Source organism: Salinispirillum sp. LH 10-3-1, assembly GCF_030643825.1.
GTDB lineage: Bacteria > Pseudomonadota > Gammaproteobacteria > Pseudomonadales > Natronospirillaceae > Salinispirillum.
This window is the reverse complement of the sequence record NZ_CP101717.1, coordinates 500555-523649: the sequence shown is the minus strand read 5'-3', so window position 1 is coordinate 523649 and position 23095 is coordinate 500555. Positions and strand designations below refer to the sequence as shown.

17 protein-coding genes are annotated in these 23095 nt (G+C 53.6%); 13 read left to right on the top strand and 4 right to left on the bottom strand.

Features of this window, described 5'->3' with window-relative positions; genetic code table 11:
• Positions 1-117: 117 nt before the first annotated feature.
• From xdhA to NFC81_RS02270, 10 genes are all read left to right on the top strand, one after another.
• Positions 118-1554, top strand: coding sequence for a xanthine dehydrogenase small subunit (gene xdhA / locus NFC81_RS02315; RefSeq protein ID WP_304995926.1), 1437 nt, complete (start codon positions 118-120; stop codon positions 1552-1554).
• Positions 1547-3925: a xanthine dehydrogenase molybdopterin binding subunit gene (xdhB, locus tag NFC81_RS02310; RefSeq protein WP_304995925.1), complete on the top strand. Its 2379-nt coding sequence runs from the start codon at positions 1547-1549 to the stop codon at positions 3923-3925. Before xdhA ends, xdhB begins: the two co-directional genes overlap by 8 nt.
• Positions 3926-3938: 13 nt before the next feature.
• On the top strand, positions 3939-5294 hold the full coding sequence (guaD, locus tag NFC81_RS02305; protein ID WP_304995924.1) for a guanine deaminase: 1356 nt from the start codon (positions 3939-3941) through the stop codon (positions 5292-5294).
• Between the two features lie 16 nt (positions 5295-5310).
• Positions 5311-6234 carry an allantoinase PuuE gene (puuE, locus tag NFC81_RS02300; RefSeq protein WP_304995923.1) on the top strand — a complete coding sequence of 308 codons (924 nt, stop codon included), beginning with the start codon at positions 5311-5313 and terminating at the stop codon, positions 6232-6234.
• A gap of 48 nt (positions 6235-6282) precedes the next feature.
• Positions 6283-7275 (top strand): allantoicase, encoded by a 993-nt coding sequence (gene alc / locus NFC81_RS02295; protein ID WP_304995922.1) that lies wholly within the window; start codon positions 6283-6285, stop codon positions 7273-7275.
• Positions 7276-7291: 16 nt separating this feature from the next.
• Entirely contained in the window at positions 7292-7642 is a 351-nt protein-coding gene (gene uraH / locus NFC81_RS02290; RefSeq protein ID WP_304995921.1) for a hydroxyisourate hydrolase, read from the top strand.
• A 10-nt stretch (positions 7643-7652) separates the two neighbouring features.
• Entirely contained in the window at positions 7653-8858 is a 1206-nt protein-coding gene (locus tag NFC81_RS02285; protein ID WP_304995920.1) for a urate hydroxylase PuuD, read from the top strand.
• 235 nt (positions 8859-9093) lie between these two features.
• A complete protein-coding gene (locus NFC81_RS02280; RefSeq protein WP_304995919.1) occupies positions 9094-10248 on the top strand; it encodes a DUF1566 domain-containing protein in 1155 nt (384 codons plus the stop codon).
• Positions 10245-10826 (top strand): DUF1566 domain-containing protein, encoded by a 582-nt coding sequence (locus NFC81_RS02275; protein WP_304995918.1) that lies wholly within the window; start codon positions 10245-10247, stop codon positions 10824-10826. The genes NFC81_RS02280 and NFC81_RS02275 overlap by 4 nt, the downstream gene beginning before the upstream one ends.
• Positions 10827-10923: 97 nt before the next feature.
• A complete protein-coding gene (locus NFC81_RS02270; protein WP_304995917.1) occupies positions 10924-13740 on the top strand; it encodes a hypothetical protein in 2817 nt (938 codons plus the stop codon).
• A gap of 31 nt (positions 13741-13771) precedes the next feature.
• Here NFC81_RS02270 and NFC81_RS02265 read toward each other — a convergent pair whose 3' ends face one another.
• Together NFC81_RS02265 and NFC81_RS02260 are read right to left on the bottom strand one after the other, a co-directional pair.
• The gene (locus tag NFC81_RS02265) at positions 13772-15436 is read right to left on the bottom strand and encodes an alpha/beta fold hydrolase (RefSeq protein ID WP_304995916.1); all 1665 of its coding nucleotides are present in this window, start codon (positions 15434-15436) and stop codon (positions 13772-13774) included.
• A 9-nt stretch (positions 15437-15445) separates the two neighbouring features.
• Positions 15446-17143 (bottom strand): alpha/beta fold hydrolase, encoded by a 1698-nt coding sequence (locus NFC81_RS02260; RefSeq protein WP_304995915.1) that lies wholly within the window; start codon positions 17141-17143, stop codon positions 15446-15448.
• Between the two features lie 171 nt (positions 17144-17314).
• Between NFC81_RS02260 and NFC81_RS02255 the strand changes: the two genes are divergently transcribed.
• On the top strand, positions 17315-18511 hold the full coding sequence (locus NFC81_RS02255) for a hypothetical protein (protein WP_304995914.1): 1197 nt from the start codon (positions 17315-17317) through the stop codon (positions 18509-18511).
• On the opposite strand, the gene NFC81_RS02250 is transcribed toward NFC81_RS02255, so the two are convergent.
• Entirely contained in the window at positions 18512-19702 is a 1191-nt protein-coding gene (locus NFC81_RS02250) for an amino acid aminotransferase (RefSeq protein WP_304995913.1), read from the bottom strand. It abuts the gene before it with no gap.
• A 281-nt stretch (positions 19703-19983) separates the two neighbouring features.
• Here NFC81_RS02250 and NFC81_RS02245 point away from each other — a divergent pair, with 281 nt between their 5' ends.
• Positions 19984-21060, top strand: a complete 1077-nt coding sequence (locus tag NFC81_RS02245) for an endonuclease/exonuclease/phosphatase family protein (protein WP_304995912.1) — start codon at positions 19984-19986, stop codon at positions 21058-21060.
• Here NFC81_RS02245 and NFC81_RS02240 read toward each other — a convergent pair whose 3' ends face one another.
• Complete coding sequence (locus NFC81_RS02240) at positions 21061-21606, bottom strand: hypothetical protein (RefSeq protein WP_304995911.1); 546 nt, start codon at positions 21604-21606, stop codon at positions 21061-21063.
• 301 nt (positions 21607-21907) lie between these two features.
• Between NFC81_RS02240 and NFC81_RS02235 the strand changes: the two genes are divergently transcribed.
• On the top strand, positions 21908-23092 hold the full coding sequence (locus NFC81_RS02235; protein WP_304995910.1) for an ATP-binding protein: 1185 nt from the start codon (positions 21908-21910) through the stop codon (positions 23090-23092).
• The last annotated feature ends 3 nt before the right edge of the window (positions 23093-23095 follow it).

Genomic DNA, 23095 nt, shown 5'->3' with positions numbered 1-23095 from the left:
AAAGGCTTGCTAACTTATTATTTGACCGTACGGTCAGCTAATGACTAAAATCACAGCACCACAATAAATACTATAATGGTCTATGCGTTCCGGCGTTGTGGTCTCAGGAGGTCTTCAGTGATTCAGTTTCTACTTAATCAGGACGTGCAAACAGAGCACGAGCTTGATCCCAACACTACGGTACTGAATTACCTGCGTGAGCATCGTGGCAAAACGGGCACCAAAGAAGGCTGCGCATCGGGTGACTGCGGTGCTTGTACAGTTGTCGTGGGAGAGCTGGTAGGCAATGACATACGTTATCGTACACTCAACTCCTGTTTAACCTTTGTACCCGCGTTGCATGGCAAGCAACTGATTACTGTTGAGGATCTCAAGCACGACGGGAAGCTACACGATGTACAGCAAGCGATGGCGGATTGTCACGGTTCGCAGTGTGGTTTCTGTACGCCAGGTTTTGTCATGTCGTTATTCGCGCTGAACAAAAATCGTACTGACTACAATCAAAGCTCTACATTAGAAGCACTATCAGGAAACCTCTGTCGCTGCACAGGCTATCGCCCAATCTTGGCAGCAGCAGAACAAGCCGCTCTAAGCCAACAACCTGACCATTTTGATGCACAACGTGGAACCACGGTACAGCAACTGCAACAGATTGCGCCAACCGAACCTACTGAATGGACAGCGAACGGCCACCGCTGTTTCATTCCACAAAACACCGATCAACTCGCAGCCCTATATAAGCAAAACCCCAACGCTCGCTTATTGGCCGGCGGGACCGATCTGGCGTTAGAAGTCACGCAATTTCACCGGCCTCTAGCAACACTGATCTATTTGGGCCAAGTAAGTGATCTGAAAACGATTGAGGCTTTTTCAGATCGTTTGGAAATCGGTGCCGCTGCCAGCCTCACTGACTGCTATGACGCGCTCACCACACATTACTCGGATTTTGGTGAATTACTGCATCGCTTTGCCTCGTTGCAGATCCGCAACCAAGGCACTTTAGGCGGCAACATCGGCAACGCGTCGCCCATCGGTGACAGCCCACCGCTGTTAATCGCCTTAAATGCCCAGATTCAGTTACGCTGCGCTGAGCAACGCCGCTCCATCGCGCTGGAAGATTTCTTTCTGGATTACCGAAAAACCGACCGACAACCAGGCGAGTTTATTGAGAAAATCATCGTCCCACTGCAAGCGGATGTCGAGTTTCGGGCCTACAAAGTATCCAAGCGCATCGATGACGACATTTCCGCCGTCTGCGCTGCTTTTGCTCTTCACATCAGTGACGGTGTGGTGGCCTCCGCGCGCCTCGCTTTTGGTGGTATGGCTGCAACGCCCAAGCGTGCTGCACACTGCGAGCAAGCCTTGCTAAATCAACCATGGTCTGAGGCGACGATCGAACAGGCCTGCCTAGCTTTAGCACAAGACTTTACACCGCTGAGTGACTTCCGTGCCAGTAAGGAGTACAGACTACTGACGGCACAAAACTTATTACGTAAATACTATCTTGAGCTGACTCCACCTCATGCGACGTTACGGGTGACCGATTATGTCTAACCACCATCATCCCGTTGCCAGCCAGGAAATATTAGCCGAACGTTTTCGTCAGGACTTACAAACCGGCGTCGGTAAGGCATTAAAACATGAGAGCGCGGACAAACACGTTACCGGCGAAGCCGTTTATATTGACGACCGTCTGGAGTTTCCTAACCAGCTGCACGTCTATGCGCGCTTAAGCGAGCATGCGCATGCGCGCATTACCCGCTTAGATGTCAGCCCTTGCTACGATTTTCCGGGCGTGGCTATCGCCATTACCGCCCACGACGTACCAGGAGAACTGGATATTGGGCCTCTGGTTGCGGGCGACCCATTACTGGCCGATGGTTTAGTGCAATATGTCGGACAACCCATAATCGCCGTTGCCGCTGACTCCATTGATATTGCTCGACAAGCGGCTATGGCCGCTATCATAGAATACGAAGTTCTAGAACCCGTGCTGGATGTCGTTGATGCGCTGAATCGCCAACATTTTGTACTTGACCCCCACCAGCACAAACGGGGTGATGCACTTGCAGCGCTTGGCAGCGCGCCAAACCGATTGATGGGTGAGTTGCATATTGGTGGCCAAGAACACTTTTATCTTGAAACACAAATTTCGTCCGTGATGCCCACCGAAGATGGTGGGATGCTGGTGTACACCTCCAGTCAGCACCCGACCGAAATTCAGAAACTGGTCGCCAGTGTGCTGGGCGTGCCCATGCACCGAGTCACCACCGACATGCGCCGCATGGGTGGCGGGTTCGGTGGCAAAGAAACCCAAGCCGCTGGCCCTGCCTGTCTCTGTGCAGTCATTGCGCACCTCACACGCCGCCCAACAAAAATGCGCTTGGCACGTGTCGACGATATGATGATGACGGGTAAGCGCCATCCCTTTTATGCCCGCTATGACGTGGGCTTCGATGACCGAGGTGTTCTGCAGGGTGTGAAGATCGATCTTGCAGGCAACTGTGGCTACTCTGCAGACCTGTCCGGCTCGATTGTCGACCGGGCCATGTTCCACGCCGACAACGCCTATTTCTTGGGCGATGCGCTGATCACCGGCTATCGCTGCAAAACGAACCTGGCCTCTAATACGGCCTATCGCGGTTTCGGTGGCCCGCAGGGCATGATGGCGATTGAAGAGATCATGGACGCCGTTGCCCGGCATTTGGGCAAAGACCCGCTTGATGTGCGGAAAGCCAACTATTACGGCCAGACCGAGCGCAACGTGACGCACTACCATCAAACGGTGGAGCACAACATCATTGCGGACATAACGACGGAACTGGAACGCACCGCCGATTACGCACAGCGCCGCAAAGATATCATCGAGTTCAATCGGCACAGCCCCATACTGAAGAAAGGCTTGGCGCTCACGCCGGTTAAGTTCGGCATTTCGTTTACCGCATCGTTCTTAAACCAAGCCGGCGCCCTGATTCATGTCTATACCGACGGCAGCATTCACCTGAATCACGGCGGCACTGAAATGGGCCAGGGCTTGAACACCAAGGTGGCGCAAATCGTCGCCGAAGTTTTTCAGGTCGACTTGGATCAAATACAAATTTCTGCAACACGCACGGACAAGGTTCCCAACACATCGCCCACTGCCGCATCCTCTGGTGCTGATCTAAACGGCAAAGCTGCGCAAAATGCTGCCCAGATAATCAAAGACCGCCTTACTGACTTCGCTGCAGAACACTTTAATGTAACCACGGAGCGAGTGCGCTTCCAGAACGGACAAATACAGGTCGGCGAGCGGTATTTATCGTTCCCTGAACTTGCCAGTATGGCTTACTACCATCAAATATCGCTGTCGGCCACCGGCTATTACCGTACACCGAAGATCTACTATGATCGGGAAAAAGCCGCTGGGCATCCTTTCTATTATTTCGCTTATGGTGCGGCCTGTTGTGAAACCATCGTGGATACGCTGACCGGAGAGTACAAAATTCTCCGTACCGACATATTGCATGATGTAGGCGCGTCACTGAACCCAGCCATCGATATTGGCCAGGTAGAAGGTGGGTTTATTCAAGGCATGGGCTGGCTGACGACCGAAGAATTGGTTTGGAACGAACAGGGCAAGCTGATGACCAGCGGGCCCGCCAGTTACAAAATTCCAGCCGTCAGTGATATGCCTTTGGACTTCCGTGTGAACCTGGTGGAAAGCCGCAAGAACCCGGAAGACACCGTTTTCCACTCTAAAGCCGTCGGCGAACCACCGTTTATGCTGGGCATTGCCGCTTGGTGTGCCATTAAGGACGCGGTGGCCAGCTTAGCGGATTACCGCATGCAACCGCAAATAGACGCCCCCGCCACACCCGAGCGTGTTCTACTGGGCGTGCAGCGCTTAAAACAAACACTAGCCAACCTAACAAATAACCAGTGAGTCTCCTTACACCATGAGCTTAGCCCCCTCTTCCTTACGTGCCTGGCGCGGCCCTATTGTTCACAGCGTCGCTGACCCCGCAGAAGTGGGCTTAGAAGCATCCTATGAATACTTCGCCGATGGTTTGTTGATTACTGAACACGGACGCATCACCGGCCTGGGGCCAGCAGAAACCCTGTTGCCTGACTTGCGGCAGGATGCGGAGGTAATCGCCTGCCCGAACGCGCTGATTACAGCGGGCTTTGTTGACACTCACATTCACTACCCGCAAACCGACATGATCGCCTCTTACGGCGAACAATTACTGGACTGGCTGAACAACTACACTTTTCCCGCGGAACAACGCTTCGCCGACTCCGAGCACGCGGCCCAAACTGCGAACGTCTTTTTAAACGAGCTGCTGCGCAACGGCACCACCACAGCATTGGTGTTTGGCACGGTACACGCGGCCTCCGTTGATGCTTTTTTTGCCGAAGCAGCGGCGCGCGACTTGCGTATGATTTGCGGTAAAGTATTAATGGACCGCAACGCGCCGGAGTACCTGTTGGATACCGCCGAAAGCGGTTATAACGACAGCAAAGCACTGATCGAGCGTTGGCACGGCAAAGGCCGTTTGCATTATGCCGTCACGCCGCGCTTCGCGCCGACCAGCAGCCACGAGCAAATGACCTTAGCGGCAAAGCTTCTGCACGAATACCCCGATCTCTATTTGCATACGCACCTGTCGGAAAACAAAAAAGAAATTGAGTGGGTGCAGGCACTGTTTCCTGAAAGCCGACATTACCTGGATGTGTACGACCGCTACCAACTGCTCAGTGAGCGCTCGGTATTCGCCCACGGCATCCATCTGTGCGACCATGAATACGAACGATTGGCGGAAACCGGCTCCGCATTAGCCTTCTGCCCCACCTCCAACCTGTTTCTGGGCAGTGGGCTGTTCAATCTACCCAAAGCAGAAGCCCACGGCGTGAATGTTGGGCTGGGCACCGACGTCGGCGCAGGCACCAGTTTTTCTATTCTGGAAACCCTGAACGAAGCCTATAAAGTGATGCAACTGCAGGGCGCTAAGTTGCACCCCTTTAAGTCGCTGTATTTGGCTACCTTAGGCGGTGCGCGTGCTTTACGCTTGGACGACCGTATAGGCTCGTTAGCCGTGGGTAAAGACGCCGACTTTGTGGTGCTAGACAGCCATGCCACACCATTACTGGCACACCGTATGCAGTACGCCACCTCACTGGAAGAGCGTTTGTTCGTTTTAATGACGCTCGGCGATGACCGGGCGGTGCGCTACACCGTGGCGGCGGGCAACATAGTGCATGAGCGCGACGCCGCACCAGACAATCGTCCACCCAAACCAACGTCCATTTAAAGGGTCACTGTAATACATGAGCCAGTCTGACTATCCCCGTGACCTGATCGGTTACGGCGCTACACCGCCCCATGCGCAGTGGCCTAACAAGGCCCGCATTGCGCTGTCGTTCGTGTTGAACTACGAAGAAGGCGGCGAACGCTCGATCCTGCATGGGGATGCCGAGTCAGAAGCATTTTTGTCCGAAATGGTGGCGGCCCAACCGCTGGTCGGCCAACGCAACATCAGCATGGAATCCATTTACGAATACGGCAGCCGCGCTGGCGTTTGGCGCTTATTGCGCTTGTTCGACACACAGAAAATCCCTTTGACCATCTTCGCCGTCGGCATGGCTGCGGAACGGCACCCTGAAGTCATTCAAGCCATGCACGCCGCCGGACATGAGATTTGCAGTCACGGCTACCGTTGGATCGACTATCAAAATATGTCCATCGAGGACGAGCGCGCGCATATGCAGCGCGCCATTGAATGCCTCACTCGCATTGCCGGCGAGCGCCCTGTTGGCTGGTACACCGGACGCAACAGCGTCAATACGCGGCAATTGGTGATGGAAGAAGGTGGTTTCCTGTACGACAGCGACAGCTACGACGACGACCTGCCCTATTGGGTACAAGGGCCCAGCAAGCCCCACTTGGTGATACCCTACACCCTCGACACCAACGACATGCGCTTCACTCAAGTGCAGGGTTTCAACAGCGGTGAACAGTTTTATCAATACCTGAAAGACGCCTTCGACACCCTGTACGAAGAAGGCGCAACGGCACCCAAAATGCTGTCCATCGGCATGCATTGCCGCCTGCTGGGTCGCCCCGCACGGATCGCCGCGCTCAAGCGCTTCATCGAATACACGCGCCAGCACGAACATGTCTGGTATGCACGCCGCGCTGATATCGCCCGGCACTGGCACAGCACACACCCATTTCGCGATGTCGCATCCTGACGGGTATAGCCCACAATCGTGCGACATTTAATTCACTGAGGCCATTACATGAGTAACCACGCATTCACCCATTTCGTCAACCTAGCCGACGCGCGCTTAGGCACCAAGGCTATCTTCGTGACCGACGACTGGTTCGCTGAAGTCAATCGACTGCTGCAACCCACGCCGCCGGTTTGGAAGGAAGGAGTCTTTGACGACAACGGCAAGTGGATGGACGGCTGGGAGTCGCGCCGCAAACGTTTTGAGGGCTACGACTACGCCATTATTGAGCTGGGTGTGCCAGGCACCATCAAAGGTGTCGACATAGACACCAGTTTCTTCACCGGCAACTACCCGCCGTCGGCTTCACTGGACGCCTGTTTTAGCCCCAATGCCGACCCGAACGACGACACGGTATGGACAGAAGTATTGGCCTCCGTTGACCTAAGCGGCAACAGCCAGCACCTGCATGAAGTACACGACGACCGCCCGTGGACCCATCTACGCTTTAACATTTATCCCGACGGTGGCGTAGCGCGTTTGCGCGTGTACGGGATTCCATGGTGTGACTGGTCGAAGCAAGACCTCAACGAGTCCGTCGACCTTGCGGCGGCACTGAATGGCGGACGCGCGCTGGCCTGTTCCGATGAACATTTTGGCCGCATGAGCAATATTCTCAACCCCGGCCGTGGGGTCAATATGGGTGATGGCTGGGAAACCGCCCGCCGCCGCACCCCCGGTAACGACTGGGTGATTGTCGCCCTTGGACACCCCGGCACCATCGACAGCGTATTGATCGACACCCTGCACTTCAAGGGTAACTACCCCGACAGTTGTTCTATTCAGGCGGCCTTTGTTAAAGGCGGTACAGACAGCCAAATCGAGACGCAAAGCCTGTATTGGCGTGAACTCTTACCCAGCCAAAAACTGGACATGCACCGCGAGCACACCTTTACTGAGCAGATCCGAGACATTGGACCCATCACGCACGTTCGACTGAACATTTTCCCGGATGGCGGCGTCAGTCGCATGCGGCTTTTCGGTCGAATTCACCGCAGTTGAGCAAGGAGACGGCATCATGAGCACACAGAAAAGTCCCATCACCACCCATGTATTGGACACGGTGACCGGCCGCCCCGCCGCCGACCTGGCGGTGACCTTAGCGAAGCAGTCCGGCGGCGAGTGGCACCCCATTGCAGCAGGCCGCACCAACAGCGATGGCCGCATCATCGATTGGTTGGCTGGAGAGCAGCGTGAAGCCGGCACGTATCGTGTGGAATTCGCCACCGGCGACTGGCTAACGGCGCGTCAGCGCGCCAATTTTTACCCCACAGTGAGCATCGTGTTTACCATCGACAACCCCGATGAGCATTACCACATTCCGTTACTTTTGAGTGACTTCGGTTACTCCACATACCGCGGCAGTTGAGGACTCTCCTATGACCATGGCTTATTTGATGGACTGGCTCCAGCTGTTCTTCCGCTGGTTCCATGTAATCGCTGGCGTCGCCTGGATCGGCGCGTCGTTCTACTTTATTTGGCTCGACAACAACCTACGCGAACCGCCGCAATGGAAGAAAGACAAGGGCATCAAGGGTGACTTGTGGGCCGTCCATGGCGGCGGTTACTACGAAGTCGCCAAATACCAACTAGGGCCCGAAGAACAACCCGAAACGCTGCATTGGTTCAAGTGGGAAGCCTACACCACCTGGCTGACCGGTATGGTGTTGATGGTTCTGATCTATTACGTGGGCGCGCAAGCCTATTTGGTGGATGCCAGTAAGTTCGCCTTCAGCACGCCGCACGCGATCTTGATTTCCGTCGTATCGTTAGCAATCGGTTTGGCGATCTACGAAGGCTTGCTGCGCACCCCACTGCGCCGCAATGGCATGTGGTTCGGCATAGTCCTGTTTGCCATCCTTACGCTGTACGCGTGGGTAATGACATCACTGTTTTCAGGGCGCGGGGCCTACATGCAAGTCGGCGCGCTCATCGGCACCATCATGGCGGCGAACGTCTTCTTGGGCATCATTCCCGCGCAGCGCAAAATGGTAGCGGCGGTACAAGCGGGCGAAACACCAGACCCTGCACCGGCCTTAATGGCTAAGCTCCGGTCCACGCACAACAACTACTTCACGCTGCCCATCATCTTCATCATGCTGAGCAATCACTACCCCATGACCTACGGGCATGAGTGGAATTGGGCAGTACTGGCCGCCATTTGTGCGATCAGCGCCTATGCGCGGCACTACTTTAACCTCAAACACCAAGGCAAGGTACAACCGGCTATTTTGGTGATTGCCTTGGTCGCATTGGCTGGACTGGCGTTCTTAATGGCGCCGCCCAGCTCTACTCAAACAGCGGTTTCAGAAGAGCGTGCTGCCGAGTTGAGCGCCATCAATGTCAGCCAGATTAACAGTATTCTTGAAGTACATTGTGCGGGCTGCCACGCAGCGTCGCCGTCGTCACCGATGTTCAGTAGCGCTCCCGCTGGCCTGATATTTGAGAACACCGACGATGTGATGGTGATGCCTGACCGAGTGGTGACCTCCATGCGCAGCAACTACATGCCGTTGGGCAATATGACCGGCATGTCGAGCGACGAACGCACGCTAGTGCTCGATTGGATCGCTGCGCAGCGCTGAACAAACTCCTTAAATCAACTCTAAAACCACATGCCTCCGGCCACAAGGCGGGAGGCATGCCTGATCTTTAGGCACATCCGTTATAAAAACGCCTGTCGCGCGGAATTAAGTGCTGTTTTGTACCATATGGTAGATGCCCTTTTCATAACACTCCCCTAACCTTCTGAGTCGACTAAAGCGGTGAAGCTCAATAATTCACCTCTTTGTAATAAACATTCAGAGGGAGTTGTTATCAATGTACAAACACCTTTCCATTTTTCTACTCATCTGTGGTGCTCTGTTTCTAAGCGCATGCAATGAAGAAAGCGCCACAGACAACACAGACAACAATGATGTCGGTGGTGCCGCGCCCACCTTTGCGAATGAAGCACAACTTACTGCTGTGCCTCTAGCGAATCGCTTGTTGATTTCTTGGACTAACGTAGCTAACTCCGACACATACTCACTTTACTTCGGAGATAGTGAAGTTGACCAAAACAGCCCTACTGCGGGCGGTATTTCTTTGGCTGCTGATTGCAATACGAGCCCATGCGTCTTACCCGCTATTGATGGAGAGCTGACCTATATTGCATTGCTCTCTGACGACTCTCATACACAATCTCTAGTCGACTTCAGTCAGATCATGGCGGTCAGTGGTCAAATCAATGACAGCGGTGCAGTACGTTGTTATGCCCCACATACTACCGTTGCAGGCGGGTATGATGTTGCCGATTGTTCAGCCTCAACAGTGGGTACGACGCAAGATGCTCTAATCGGTCGGGATGCTAGTGCTCCAGTCAAATTGGGCTCAGGCTCGGGAGGTTTCGACCTCACAAAACTTGATAGCTCTGGCAACCCCATTACTGATGACTCAGAACACAGCTGTGTACGCGACAACGTTACGGGCTTGGTTTGGGAAGTAAAAACCACCACCAACCGTGATGTACGCTATGTCTGGGGTACTGAAACAGATTCAGCTGCTGGCGATGTCAATGCCTTTGTGACAGCCACCAACAACGCTGGCCTGTGCGGTCTCAGCAATTGGCGCTTACCAACCGCAAACGAACTGTTTGGCTTGGTGGATTTTGACAAACCGCATGGCATTACCTTAAATGCCAGTGCAGACGGAAATATTAATGAATACCTAAGTATTGATAGAGACTTTTTCCCCAATACCCGCATGGTGAATCAATATGTGAATACGACAACTCGTGTGCGCCATGCCCACTATTGGACCAGCGATACCTATCTGGATCAGTACAGCGATCCAAATTACACCCTGGTCGATTTCTTCCGCGGCTCACTGGTCAACACCAGCAACCCTCGCGCCAATTTCGTGCTTTTTGGCGTCATTCACGATGGCGCTTTCGCCAGATTGGTCAGCAATGGTCCAGAAGGAGTACAGCCATGAACAAACAAGCCCTAACATTAATGATGGCAGGCCTTTTCGCGGCGCAAACGGCCATGGCCGCTTGCAATAGCAACGATGCGGATTACGTGACTTCTAGCCAAGGCTGGGTACTGCAAAAAAGTACCGGCCTGATCTGGCAGCCCTGCCTGCATGGCATGAGCCTTGAGAACGGCAGTTGCACGGGCACACCCACGGCAGCGAATTGGATCGGTGCCTTGCAAGCAGCACAGAGCAATACCGATTTCCAGTCGAGCGAGTGGCGCATACCCAATGTGAAAGAAGTGGCCAGCTTGCTGGAATTTAGCTGTAACACCCGAATCAACGAAGCGGCCTTTGCTGGTCAGCCCGTGAACAGCACAGTGTGGAGCAATACCCTTGGTGCCCCAGTACCAGGGGGAACATATACGAATGCGGTGATGACCGTCCGTTTCTATGATTTCGTACAGCCTCTAACCAACAGCTTCAATAACTCCAGCTACTCTTACGCGCCCTTCATCACAGGGCAACCACCTACAACCGGGTTGAACTTTCGCTTGGTGCGGAATGCTACTCCGGCCGATATTCTGGGTCTGCAATAGCCAATAGCAACTCAGGCCCTTCCTGCTGTGAGCAGGGTCTGAATTCATCACTCTAAATTGATTTATCGAACCTGTGCAGAAATGCGAGGATATTCCCGTGAACAAACTATTACTGACATCAGCACTTTGCGCGGCCACACTGTTGGTTAGCGCCTGTAACGACTCTTCGTCCAATAATACCGATAGCACCAACGGTACGGACTCTAGCCAAAATGATAATGGTGGCTCTGGCGATTCTGGGGGCACCGGAGGTACTGGCAGTACCACCTACACCATCTCAACCAATGTCACTGGCCCTGGTACTATTTCTCCAGAGGAGCAAATTTTAACTGTTCCCGATGACGGCAATATGGCTATTTTCACCATTACTCCCGATTCAGGCGCTGGCGTGATCAATGTGTCAGGCTGCGGGATCGATGCCAGCCCATTTGGCAACAATGTTTACTGGACAGACACCATCACAGCAGACTGCACCGTTGAAGTACAATTCGCAATGGGAAATACAGTTACTCTGGACGAAGGATCTTGGGAAGATGGGCAGTTCTTCAGACTGAGGACTAGCGAAACACGTTTTGTACTTGAGGGTGAAGCGACAACTTTCGACTTTAGCCCAATCCCCAATGGTAAATTTTTAGAAGCCCAAGGTTGCGGCGGTAGCGTTAACGGTGCTGAATACACAACTGCTGCCATCTCATCAGATTGCACAGTGAACTATGGTCTATCTTCTATTATTCATGACCTTACTCTAAATATCGTGGGTCAAGGCGAACTTATATCATATGGCAGTGCACCCACTGTTGTGTATGAAGATCAAGCTCTGCCTCTGGGTATAATCCCGCAATCCGGTTGGTATTTGGCCAGTTTTGATGGCTGCGGTATTATCGAGAACGATGGTACACCAGTGAACGGGATGTCCTTCAGTGGCCCCAATACTGAGTATATCCTGCCGTCCGCCACTGCGCCCTGTACCTTGGATGTCTCTTTCGCTGAAATACCTGTTGTCAACGCCACCATTGTAGGCGGTAACGGTAGCATCAATCAGAATAACTGGACTGTGATGCCCGGCGAGACTTTCAGCTTCACCGCATCACCGGATGTCGGGTTCAGCTTAGGCAGTGTCACTGGTTGTGCTGGCACCTTTGCAAACAATGTCTTCACTTCTGAACCCATTAACGCCGCCTGCGATGTGAATGTTAGCTTCGTTCAGGGTACGACCTTAGCTGTGACGGTGGAATCACCAAAAACTCTGCGTTTTAGCTGGCAGCCAGTAACAGGGGCCGATGAATATCGGTTGCAGTTGAGTCCCGATGGACTGCCTGTTTTCAGCACAGTAGAGATCATTGCGAACGATCCGACACCGACTGCCGAGTTTGCATTAATCAACGCATCACTGCCGCTCAATATTGGTGCTTCTTACAGAGTACGTGCTTGTGGCTCGAATGATGGAAATTGCACTGCCACGACCAGTGCCGATCGCGTTGATTTAACCGCCAACGATCTCATTGCGGGCATTGCTCAACTCGACCCAGATGCTACCGCCACCAGCATACAGCAAGCCTTTGGCCACGCCGTTGCTGTTTCTCGTGATGGTTCGACCATTGCCGTTGGTGCGCCTGGTCCCATGGCCGGCACCAAAGAAACGGGTCGCGTGAGCATCTGGCGCAATAACAGCGGTAGCTGGGATCGTTTGGGTGATATTCAACCACCCAGCACCGCGAATGTGTTCGAGTTTGGTTACTCGCTGGCATTGTCTGAAGACGGCAGCACGCTGGTGGTGGGTGCACCCGGCGATACGAATCGAGCCCGGGGAGTATTTACCAGCCAAGGCTTTGTAGGTGAAACACTCGATTCCGAAAGCGGAGCCGCCTATGTATTCACTTACAACCCAGCGCAGAATCGCTTTGACTATCGAGCGCACTTCAAAGCCGATCCGCGTAATGGTTCACAGCAATTGGATACCAACAACGCAGCTGCTCTTAACTCTGCCCGTTTTGGCCATTCAGTGGCCATCAATGACGCCGGTACCCGCATAGTTGTGGGAGCACCGGGTGAAAGCACCGAATACACCGGCATTTATACTGGCAGCCTCGTAGTGGCAACGCGTAACGACACCCAAGGCAGCAGATCGGGTGCAGCCTTCGTCTATTCGGGTGCAAACGCCAGTTGGAATCAGGTTCTCTACATTAAGCCTAGCGACACCACACGCTTTAGCGGCTTTGGTTGGTCGGTGGCTAGTTCTGGTGACGGCAGCACACTAGCGATAGGCGCGCCCCACTATCAGGTGAGCGGCAGCTACAGCAACCCTGAGAGACTGTATGTTTTTTCAACAACAACACCGGCCGATCCTAATTTCAACTGGGCAGAGCGCGGCAACTTCAACTTGACTGGTAGCCGCAACGAGGACCTTTTTGGCTCGGCCGTTGCTGTGTCACAAGATGGCAACACCATCGCCGTGGGCGCTTATGCAGCGGGCGGCTTTGATGGCGCGGCATACATCATGCACAAAGAAGAGATGGCCGCTTGGGGAGATGCCTGGCTGGAAAAGCGATCAGTAACGCCGCAAGGCCTAACATCATCGCTGATGAACTTCGGCTATTCGCTGGCGCTAACGGACGATGGCGGCAAGCTGTTGGTCGGTGCGCGCACTGAAAACTCTGATGTGCAAGGGCTGTCCAGTTTTGCTTCCCCAGGGGCAAGCAACTTGCACGACGAGGCTGGTGCCGCCTTCCTGTTCAGTTTCGATGCCAGTACGTTTACGCTCACCGAAGACGTGCTGATTAAAGCGCCTTCGCCGCTTGCTTCCCGTCGCTTCGGTCACGCAGCGGCGATGTCTGGCGATGCGTCGGTCATTTTGATCGGTGAACCCGACAATGCTTTAGAGGAGAGTAATCGCGGTCGTGCTTACCTATACTGAGCTCGGGAATCCCTTACGCCACGGATGACGATTACTTCCTCGCAAGCTCTCGATAAATCCGTTCGGGCTCACTCAACGCCAGAGTGAGCCCGCTTTTTTCTATACACTGAATCTCCACCCTAGGGTTCAACGCCTTAAAAACACTTAAATACTCTACCGGTGTGGTAGGGTTATCTTGTCCATGCAATAGCGTAATGGGGACCGGACACTCGGCGACCCAATGCCCCCAATCTTGAATCATGACCTGTAAGTCCACTTCGAACCCGGTTCCTAACTGCTGAGTATAGAAAGGATACGTCGCCACCACGCCGGTTCTAAGCTCTGACTTTTGCGCAACGGAGAGGTCCTCTGAGCCTTCTTCAAACACGGCCTGATACCAACGTTCTGAGCCTAGCTGGCGCAACCGAACCACCAGTAAGCGCAGCAGCAATTTCGCCATCCAAGGCGCATGACGTGCGGCCAGAATAAATATGCCCTGCTGCGCAGGCATCTGTTCGAGCTGGCTGATTTCAGCAAAGGGTGGTGCACAAGAAACACCCAACACTTGCTCGACACGATTGGGATATTCTTGCAACCACGCCAACCCAACGATAAGGCCAACTTCGTGCGCCACCACTCTCTTAGGCTGAAGGCCTTGCGCCGCCAGAACCGCTTGAATGTCGGCTGTCTGACAGTGCAATGGATCATCGTGCTTGTAAGGTCGATCCGTACGGCCATAGCCAGGCCGCTCTACGGCAAGCACATCTAAACCATATTCTTTCGCCCACAATCGATCGTGCTCAAACTCACCAGCGCCGAACGAAGGTCCATGAATAAACAATACCGGCACACCGCCCTGCCGCCCAAAACGTCGCCAACCGATGCGTCGGCCATCACGCTCTACCTCACCTTTAAACCAAGGTTCTCGCTGATTTGGCAATGTTAATGTGAGCTCATCACCAAACGACCGACTGACGGCATTAGAGGCAGCGGCGGCGAGCGTGGCCGCCTGTATCTGCGAGGCTGCGCCCATTTTTTTAAGTAGCGACTTAACTTGCTGCCGAACGGTGGTGACCTTGCGCGCACGACGCTGTGCAATATCGTCCGTCGTCAACCCTGCCGCTAAACCCGCCAAGACGTCCGTTTCTCGCGCCGACAAGCCAAACAAATCCCTGACGGCTCGTTCAATGGAGGCCGGCCAATGCTGCTGCAAAGCGATCAGGACGTACACCGACTGACTATGATCATACTGCCCAACCATGAGCAACGGCCGGTGATCAATTGCTTCACGTGAGGGCACGAGGTTCACTAGGGTAATTCCGGCGGTGTCAGATACACGCTGCTTAAAGTCTTGAAAATGGACGTTTGTTAAGCCTAGATCGGCAATAGTGGAGCCGGTGTCGATATCGAATCGTATTCGTATAGGCGCGTTGGTAGCAACGACCGTCCCTTTTTCATCCAAGACTAATGCCGGAGCGCTAAAGCCATCTACCAAGCTGTTGATAATATCGCGCGCATCCGCTAAGCCTTCAAGTTCATGCAAGGCATTCGACAACGCCAACTCCACCTCAGCGGTCAGCCGTCGCTTATTGAGCAACAGAGGCTGCAATACCTCAACTAGCTCATTAAATTCGACCTCGCGCAATGCGACATTCCGCACCATAGCACTCAAGGCTTCCGGCGATAACGGGAGGCCGGATTGGGTTGCTTTAGACATGCACGCTACCTAGCTATCTATTGTCTGGACGATCAGCTCAGCAAGTCGCCGATACACCACGTCTGGGCAATCCACGGCCAAGGTTTGGCCGCTACCTTCTATGCGCGCCAGTTGGATATGTGGATTCAACTGGCAAAAGACCTCGGCGTATTCGAGCCGTGTGGTCTGGTTATCTGTTCCATGCAATAGGTGTATGGGGATGTGGTTTTGCTGAATTAAGTCTCCCCAGTTGCTGAGCATCAGTTGCAGATCGACTTCAAACCCGGCACCGACTTGATTCACATTGTAGCTGTAGGCACCAATGATCCCTGGCTGAAGCTCAGGTCGCTGCAATACGGCCATGTCGCCTGCAACCTCGCCAAACACGGCTTCCATCCAATGATCAGGACCGAGCTTACGCAGACGAACCATTCCCAAGCGAATCAGCAACCGCACTAACCACTGCGCGTGCTGCGCTGCCCAGATAAAAATACGCTGCTGCGAGGGCATTGCATTGAGCTGAGCCAACTCACGAAAGGGCGGTGCTGCAGAGACCCCCAGAACGTAGCTGATACGTTCTGGTGCGCGCTGAGCAATTGCCAGCGCTGGAATAAGACCAATTTCGTGCGTTAAGAATGCGGCCTTGGGTATGTCTTCTCTGGCCATCAGCGTCAGAATGTCCTCCACCATGGTGTCGAGCACGGAGGTGTGTCGCTGCGGTATGTCGGTACGCCCATACCCGGGCCGTTCAAGCGCAAACACATCCAAACCCAGGCGTTCGGCCCATTGACGATCAGCCAAAAAGTCACCGACGCCAAAAAAAGGGCCGTGTAAAAATATCACCGGGTGTCCGCCGGCGGCACCATAGCGACGCCAACCCACTCGTCGCCCGTCGCGAATAAACTCTTTGAACGACAAGTCCGCAACGGCCTGTCCCAATAACAAGGTGTCACTGCGACCGGGGCTGTCGGACAACGCATTGGCTGCTGCAGCGGCTAAAGTTGCTGCCTGGACCTGAGTACTGCTGCCCATTTTCTCGAGCAGTGTTTTTATTTGTTGACGCACCGTCCCTACCGCCCTTGAACGATTGGCTGCAATCTGCTCAGCTGTTTGCCCTTGAGCCAGATAAGACAGGACCTCACGCTCTGATCGGGTGAGTTGAAACAGTGCCTCTAGCGCTTTATCGACCGCCTCTGGCCAATAATGTTGCAGTGCAGTCAGCACAAATACCTGATAACGGTGGATGTAGCGACCAATCATAATCATCGGCAGCGCTTCGTTACCGGGGCGGGTGACTTTGAGCATTGTTGAGCCCGCCACTTCGGCCAAGCGGCGTTGACAGTCTTGCCACTCAGTATCGTTCACCCCAAGCTGACCAATGCCATCCCCCACATGCAGGCCAAACAATTGAGCCGCTGCCACATTTAGCGCCAACACTGCCCCTGCGGCGTTAATTGCACAGGAGGGCGCGCTCTGCTGATTGACCAAACTGTGCAGGGCATCGTCTTCTGCAGCCTCAACTTCAATGTCGTGCAAGGCCACTGAAAGCTCGAGCGCCGTCTCGGTGGGTAACGCACTGCCGTTATTTATCAGCGGTGACAGCGCTACGATTAGATCAGGGAAGTCAGCCTTTCGCTCAGCAACCTGACCAACCAGCGCCTTCAGCGATTGCGGTAAGCCCGATAGGTTTGCAGCATCTACCGTAGGTGTTTCCGTTGGTTTATCCATACATTGCTCAACTGCAGGCAGTGGTTGCCTTGGGCGAAAAGACGTTTATACCATTTAGTATAAGCACATCTTGATGAACCTGAAAAGCAAGATGTACATGCAGTAGCCGCAATAGCCACTCTGCGCTATCTTGTCGACCATAGGGTATTAATCTCAAATCAGTGTATAAATATGAATTCTCTCCGGCGTTATAAACTGGCGTGGCCTTGGATGTTGCTGGACGCGACGTTCCTGTACGGGTTCACCCTGGTCGCGCAACACAGTTGGATCAGTTACGGGCTGTTAGCGGGACTCTTTATTGGCCTGTTGAGCTTACGCTGGTGGCTGGCGGACAGCCAACAACGCGAGGACACTGCGCTGGGTCTGTTGTGTTTTGTGCTTCCGTGCACAACACTGGCTGCGCAGTTTCACGCTCGCCGCCAGCGCCGTTTGATTCCCTTACTTTCAACCGACACGCCCGCCCCGGAAACACAGGCATCGGCGGCCCCTAGAACGGAACCGCCTGAGACACTGACCCTTCACCAACCGTTGGAGCGTCGTTTAGTTTTGGGGATAGTGTTAGTAGCTCTGCTGTCTCTGTGCGTCACCGGCTTAGCCGAACGCCATGTAATCAACCCCGCGCTAGCACCCTTGGAAGCGAAGGCCACGGAAACTCTACAACGCTCTTTGTTGCTCGCAGCAGGCTCCTATGCGTCGGCGCGTTTAATCGACCGGGCCATCGCCTTTTTCTCCGAAGCGCAGGTCGGCGTGGGGGTCGCCTCTTTTAAGCCTGGTCAAGTCTTTAAGCCAGTGCAAGACATGGCGGTACGCTATTCGGATGTGATGGTGCTGGCAATGACCTCCATAGGCATTCAACTGCTGGTGATGGAGATTGGCCAGTCGCTGGCCGTGGTGGTGTTTGGTTCCGCGTTGATGGTCACACTCTTTCTTCTGGTCGTCATGCCCGCTCAGTGGCGACCGGCGCTACTCACCTTTACCCGCCTTTTTACTGCCCTGATCATCGTGATGCGGCTCGGGATACCTTTAGGTGCCACTGCTGTCGGGATGATCTCTGAGCACGTACTGGACGGACCACGCCAGCAAGCACAGAGCGAAGTAAATATTACCACTGAGCAGTTGCAGCAAGGTGAGGCCGTGGTGGATGACGGTCAAGGGGTGCTGGTGTGGATGCGCGGCATCGCCGGACAGGCGTCTGATTTACTGGCCGGCATGCGCCAGTTTTCCGATGGATTGATCGAGCGGTTGGTTCAGCTGCTGGTGATTTACACCATGGAAACGCTGATCCTACCGCTCGTCATGCTGTACGTGATATGGCGGCTGACGCATTCCTACGTCTTGCCGTCGTTGCGTACAGAGTGGCCTTATTAATCAGCCCGCCGTCACTTTCAACAACGCATTGGCCACCGAGTTCACCTGCGACTCCTGCAGGCCGGCCACGTTAATGCGACCGCTGTCTACTAGATAAACCGCATGATCATTGCGCATGGCCTGCGCCTGTTCGGCGGTAATGCCCAACACTGAAAACATACCCTTGTGGTGTTTGATAAATTCCCAGTCTTGAGTACCGCTCTTTTCGCGCAGCGCATCGGCCAACAGCGTACGTAAGGTCTGCACGCGCTGGCGCATAGAGCTGACTTCCGACTGCCAGTTGGTGCGCAACGAGGTATCGCGCAGAATCATATCCACCAAGGCCGCACCGTGGTCTGGTGGCATGGTGTAGGTACCGCGTGCCGACTCCATGATGCGGCTTTTCACTGCTTGCGCTTGCTCCAGCGTCTTCCCTACTACGACAGCGATCCCGGTGCGCTCGCGGTACAGGCCGAAGTTCTTGGAACACGAACTGGCGATCACCATGGATTCCACACGGTCGACCAAATAGCGCAGCCCGGCAGCGTCTTCATCCATGCCATCGCCAAAGCCCTGATAGGCCATATCAACAAACGGCAAGAAGCCTTGTGATACGGCCAAGGTGGTGATGTTTTTCCAGGTATCCAAGTCAATGTCGGCGCCGGTCGGGTTGTGACAAGAACCGTGCAGCAGAACCACATCGTTCTTCCCGGCTTCGCGCAACGCTGCCAACATCGCATCGGCTTGTACCAGTTTGGTCTCGGGGTCAAAGTACGGATAATACCGCACGTTCAAGCCCGCGGTTTTCATGATCGGTGCATGGTTCGCATAACTGAGGTCACTGAGCCACACCGTTGCATCCGGGGTCGACATCTTGATGACGTCCGCCAGCATCCGCAGTGCGCCACTGGCTCCTGGGGTTTGCACACCGACAGCACGCGCTTTGGCTTTGCTCTCACCCAGCAACAGGTTGATCATTGATTCGTTGAACGACTCGTTCCCGGCCATGCCGACATAGGCTTTGCTGGTCTGGTGTTCCAACAAGCGCGCTTCGGCCATTTTAATGGCTACCATAACGGGCGTTTCACCGTGGCTATCACGGTACACACCAATGCCCAAATCCACTTTGTGCGGGCGGTCGTCAGCGCGACAAGCCGCAGACAGCGACAAAATAGGATCCAGGCCTACCGGGGTCAGGTTGTCTAAAATCATGGGTCGAATTCCTGCACTCTAGAATTGGCGAACGGAACACCCGCGCCAAGGGGAAAATTATGCCTGCATAGTAGCGCACCGCGTGGGGTGGGGAAATAGCCGACGCGCGCGTTGGTCAGACGCACTGCCCCAGTGTGCATTCAACGATACACTCAGGTTTACACTCGTCACTTAAACCTATCCGCTGACTTTTGCCTGCATTGTTGCATGCAAGTGCATGATTGTTGACCCAGCGCGCCCGCCTAAGCACCATGCGACACAACTATAAGAAGGAACTCATCATGCGCGCCATAAAGATTGCCCTGACCACCCTCGTTCTGCTACTGCTGTCCTTCAGTTTATGGGTGTATCTCACCACCTATCACCCCGCGCCGCGGGAACCGGCCACACTGGCTTGCCAAGCCGACATGCCCGTTTATGATCCCGCACAGCCGCTGCGCGTTATGGTGTACAACGTACAGTTTTTTGCGGGTAAGGACTATGTGTTTTACTACGACCTGCCAGACGGTATTGGCCCGGACTTGCGCCCCAGTACGGCCTCGATAGACGCCACATTGGACGGTATTGCTGACCTGATCGCGGCCTACAATCCAGATATTCTGCTGTTGCAAGAAGTGAACGATGGCGCCGCAGCCACGGACTATCACGACCAAACAGCACAGTTGCTCGAACGACTACCCAACCATGACTATGGTTGCGTTGCCGAGGCTTTTTATTGGCGTGCCGGTTACATCCCCCACCCCCACATTATGGGCTCGGTCGGCATGAAGCTGGTGACCTTGTCGCGTTACGAAATCAACGACGCATGGCGCATTCAATTGCCACGTATGCCCATGGATATCGTATCGGCGCAGTTTTATTTGAAGCGCGCTATGCTGACCACCGACTTGACCACCACCGAAGGGGATTCCATTCAGCTGTTGAATACCCACTTGGATGCCTTCGCTCAAGGCAGCGACACCATGCAGCAGCAAGTGGCCATGGTGCACGACACCCTCTCGTTCCTTGATCAGTCGGAGACGCCTTGGTTGCTCGGTGGCGACCTGAACTTACTGGCTCCGGGCCAACGCGAACGCCTCGCCCCGGAACAGCGTGCTTACTATGTGGAACCGAGCGAACTGGAAGTACTGATGGAATGGGATATGGTGCCTTCATTGGTCGATATTCAAACCGAGCCGGAACGCTGGTACACCCACTACCCGAATGATCCTCGTGTGGCTGGCCCAGACCGCACCATCGACTTTTTGTTCCATTCGCACCAATGGCAAGTAGAACACGCCGAAGTGGTCATGGGTCATAATGCCTTGGGCCTGTCTGATCACTTGCCGATTGTTGTGGATCTGCGACTGACGGAATAATCAGGCTTTCGGCAACGCGGCGTGTGCAGCCCAAGCTGCTTCTACTTTCGGCAGTTCGGTATCGTCTTGCAGCAGTGACTTGAACGACACTCGGGGTAGATTGAGCTCACCGAACCGGGCCCGATGCCAATCGACCCACTCTAGGTCAGCATGAATTTGATGTGCGTGGTCGAACTGGTCATCGTATTGATAGCACCCGATGGCCCGATCGGGTGTACGCGCTATGCCAAATACTTCCGTCTTGCCCAAGGTTAACTGACTGCCCGCCTCCAACAGCACGATATAGTCACCGGCGGGCATATTGATAAAACGCCAGAACAATTCAGGGACTGAGGCTCCATGATCGACCCACTGCTGGTCTTTGGCGTACGCCAAATTGCCTTTAAGCTGAACGCGTGTTTTAAACTGCCGCTCCCAACGTGGGTCGTCTTTGATGTAGCGCTGCAGACTGCCTAAGTCCCGCCACCCTAGGGCCAAGCAGCGCCGTCTTTTTAACTCTTCATAGCTGCAACGCGAGTTCGAAGTAATACACCACCATAACGCCATAATCTCGCACTCCTTTGTTGTTATGATTATTTCTACGCAATCACCTTTAGCCTTTGGTGCGGAAAACTCAATACCACGTTGGTCGAACGGGTAGACTGAGAGAATGCTAAATAGCTGTGCCAGAACAAAAGCCTGAACTCGTAATGAGATGCGATGTGCAATGTACGCGTAGATTGATCGTGCCGGCTATCCCAGCGATGAAAACAAATCGAATAATTGACGTATAACATCACAACAATGCACTTGCCAAAGACCACCTAAAAGACCAGAATCAACGAAATTTCGTTGGTTCTCTATTTTTATGATAAAGAATATCACGTTTAGCAATTTCTACAGCTTCTCTGACGAGGTCATCATAGACTTTGGGCTGGGTAAAAAACCGACACCATCTGGCTTCGATATAGCGTTGGAAGGTGAGCGCTTCAATAAAGCCATCGCAGTTGTTGGAGCAAATGGTTCTGGAAAGACTCAGCTCTTAAAACCGTTGGCTTTTTTGAGCTGGTTTGTAACGGACTCCTTTTTAGGAAACGAACCGGAAGCGGATATTCCTTGCGAAGCGCATTGCTTACACACAAGTGCGCCAACCCGTTTTGAGTTGGAGTTCTGGTTTAACGGAAAGGACTATCGATATCAGCTTGAAATTACATCGAATGCCATCAGTTTTGAGGCGCTGTATGAAAAGACCAGCACCCAGTTCAGTTACATATTTAAACGGGAGAAAATCGGACAGGGCTACAGTTTTAAACAAAAGGGATTTCCGTTCCCTAAAACTCAGGCCGAAAAAATCCGTGGTAACGTCTCATTGATCAGCGCCGCACACAGTTACGACATTGCAGAGGCCAGGCCATTTGTAGCGTTTTTTGATGGTATCGAAACCAACGTAGTCAGCTCTGGGCGTCGGTTTTTTCAACATGGTGCTGTTGTGCAAGTTGCCGGGAAAATACAACAAACACCAGACTTACTCGCACGGATGTCGGATGCAATGAGCAAGTTTGACTTGGGTCTTTCCGGCATTGAACTGCGCAAAGTCACTAGGCAAGACGACACAGGTAAGAAAGAGACGTTTTTTGTGCCTTTCGGGTTACACAAAACGGAAGAAGGACAGAACTTTGATCTGCCTTTTTTTCAAGAATCCAGCGGCACTCAGTCAGCTTTCGTCTTGTTAGAACCCATTCTGACAACGCTTCAACAGGGCGGAGTAGCTGTGATAGATGAGCTCGACAACGATTTACACCCACATCTGGTGCCACATTTGTTGGAATGGTTTGAATTCGAACACACCAATCCACATCAGGCTCAATTGATTTTTACTTGCCACACACCGGAAGTTCTTAACCTGTTGCAGAAACACCAAGTATATCTGGTTGAAAAGCGCAATCAGCAAAGCCATGCGTGGCGGCTGGATGATATGGCCGGTCTGCGTGCCGACGATAACCTTTACGCCAAATATATGGCCGGAGCACTCGGCGCGACACCGGAGTTATAAGCA

Coding starts and splice junctions, on each gene's coding strand:
- guaD (WP_304995924.1), top strand. CDS start 3,939: ATGAGCTTAGCCCCCTCTTCCTTACGTGCCTGGCGCGGCCCTATTGTT.
- NFC81_RS02250 (WP_304995913.1), bottom strand. CDS start 19,702: ATGATTTTAGACAACCTGACCCCGGTAGGCCTGGATCCTATTTTGTCG.
- uraH (WP_304995921.1), top strand. CDS start 7,292: ATGAGCACACAGAAAAGTCCCATCACCACCCATGTATTGGACACGGTG.
- NFC81_RS02285 (WP_304995920.1), top strand. CDS start 7,653: ATGACCATGGCTTATTTGATGGACTGGCTCCAGCTGTTCTTCCGCTGG.
- NFC81_RS02235 (WP_304995910.1), top strand. CDS start 21,908: ATGATAAAGAATATCACGTTTAGCAATTTCTACAGCTTCTCTGACGAG.
- NFC81_RS02240 (WP_304995911.1), bottom strand. CDS start 21,606: ATGGCGTTATGGTGGTGTATTACTTCGAACTCGCGTTGCAGCTATGAA.
- puuE (WP_304995923.1), top strand. CDS start 5,311: ATGAGCCAGTCTGACTATCCCCGTGACCTGATCGGTTACGGCGCTACA.
- alc (WP_304995922.1), top strand. CDS start 6,283: ATGAGTAACCACGCATTCACCCATTTCGTCAACCTAGCCGACGCGCGC.
- NFC81_RS02255 (WP_304995914.1), top strand. CDS start 17,315: ATGAATTCTCTCCGGCGTTATAAACTGGCGTGGCCTTGGATGTTGCTG.
- xdhB (WP_304995925.1), top strand. CDS start 1,547: ATGTCTAACCACCATCATCCCGTTGCCAGCCAGGAAATATTAGCCGAA.
- NFC81_RS02280 (WP_304995919.1), top strand. CDS start 9,094: ATGTACAAACACCTTTCCATTTTTCTACTCATCTGTGGTGCTCTGTTT.
- NFC81_RS02245 (WP_304995912.1), top strand. CDS start 19,984: ATGCGCGCCATAAAGATTGCCCTGACCACCCTCGTTCTGCTACTGCTG.
- NFC81_RS02275 (WP_304995918.1), top strand. CDS start 10,245: ATGAACAAACAAGCCCTAACATTAATGATGGCAGGCCTTTTCGCGGCG.
- NFC81_RS02260 (WP_304995915.1), bottom strand. CDS start 17,143: ATGGATAAACCAACGGAAACACCTACGGTAGATGCTGCAAACCTATCG.
- NFC81_RS02265 (WP_304995916.1), bottom strand. CDS start 15,436: ATGTCTAAAGCAACCCAATCCGGCCTCCCGTTATCGCCGGAAGCCTTG.